At 68.5% G+C, this 1,570-nt stretch carries 1 protein-coding gene; it reads right to left on the reverse strand.

The features are described 5' to 3' along the window. Positions 1-30: 30 nt before the first annotated feature. Positions 31-1,377: an IS4 family transposase gene (locus AB0B66_RS43665; RefSeq protein WP_360541562.1), complete on the reverse strand. Its 1,347-nt coding sequence runs from the start codon at positions 1,375-1,377 to the stop codon at positions 31-33. Between the last annotated feature and the right edge of the window lie 193 nt (positions 1,378-1,570).

A 1,570-nucleotide genomic window follows, 5' to 3' on the forward strand; every position in this document is an offset into this window, starting at 1 on the left:
CAATGCCGGGAAGATAAGCGTTGTGGCAGGTCATGCCGGGTCTCGTCGGACGACGTCAATGGCGTAGTGGACGGCCATGGATCTCGGCTGGGTGGCGTATTTCTTCGATGGGTACGGGCTCTGTGATCGTTTGACCACGCGAGGGCTGACCCGGTCCCGGCGTGAGTGTTGGTCTTCGAGGATGTCGGCGACCGCGCGGCGCACCGCGTCAGCGAGGGCCGCGATGGTGCCAGCGTGGGCGATGAAGCGACGCACGGCCCGCAGCGTGGTGGTGAACGACAGCCGGTCAGGATCGATGTCGGCGGTCGTCGCGGCCTGGTGCATCAGCCGACGTAGGGCCTGGTAGGTGATCAGATACGCATAGAGTTCCTGGCTCACGCCTTCGGGCTCGTGCGACCGCAGCACCTGCCGCGGTCCGCGTTGATGGGTCTTGAGGGCTTTGTAGCCGGTCTCCGATTCCCAGCGCTGCTGGTAGCAGGCGGCCAGTTCGTCCGCGCCGGCCAGGTGCGGGTCGGTGATCGTGGTGATCAGCCGGAACAGCTCGGTTCGGGTCGTGACGCTGCCATGCTGATCGGTGCTGGTCACGGTCACCTGGTACTCCACGACCCGGACCCAGGTGCCGATCGTGCGGCCGGTGCCCGGCCTGGGCAGCACGCCCAGCCAGGAGCCGTCGGCGAAGGTGCCCACCCGGGGCAGCAGCATGCCGGCCTTGACCCGCCACAGCAGATGCGCTCCGGTGGCGGCCGCTTGGCACCACAGCCGGTGGGACGGGAAGTTGCGATCGCCCAGCAGCAGCATCCCCTCGCGCAGCGAACCCAGCACCTGGCGGGCCAGGGCCTGCTCGGACAGCGCGCCGAAGACCGCGTCGATGACAGCGTGGGTGCCGCACTCGATCAGCGTCAGCAGCCTCACCTTCGGGAACGCGCCCCGCCCACGGGAGTTGAACGAGACGTTGAACGCCTGCGCGTTGGCCGGACTGTCGGGCACGTCCAGGGTGGTGGCGTCCCAAGACACCAGCCGCAACCCACCCAGGAACGCGCCTGGTGCACCCGGTGCGGCTTGCGGGCCACGCAGCCGGGCGAACAGTTGCGCCAACGGCGTCACCCCCAACCGGCGGCGGGCCTGCGACAACCCCGACGCCGACGGCGTCGGGCCGCCTTCGGCGACACCGTGCGCCAACTCCCGCCACACGCTGCGGTATCCCTGCCCGTGGAACAGCGTCAACGCCAGGATGAACCACACCACCGCCCGCGCCGGCAACCGCCGCACCCGTCGCTGCACCCGTCCGGTGTCGGCGAGAACCTCGTCCACCAGGGTGCCCGGGATGAAGTCGGTGAGGATGCCCAATCCCATGCGCTGGCCCACCGGCACGCCCACGCACGCGCCAAAGCGCGTCGTGGCATCATCTGTAACCACGAAGCTCCTGTATTCACGTCTGTCTTGGTCGATCGACGTTCTACAGGAGCTTCGCTGTCTATCGATGCCGCCACGCCGGGGCGCTGATCATCAACCCGAGCCGCCTCGGGCACACGCGGCCCTACCAGCGGCAACGCTTATCTTCCCGGCATTG

This window comes from Catellatospora sp. NPDC049111 (assembly GCF_040648615.1).
Lineage (GTDB): Bacteria > Actinomycetota > Actinomycetes > Mycobacteriales > Micromonosporaceae > Catellatospora > Catellatospora aurea.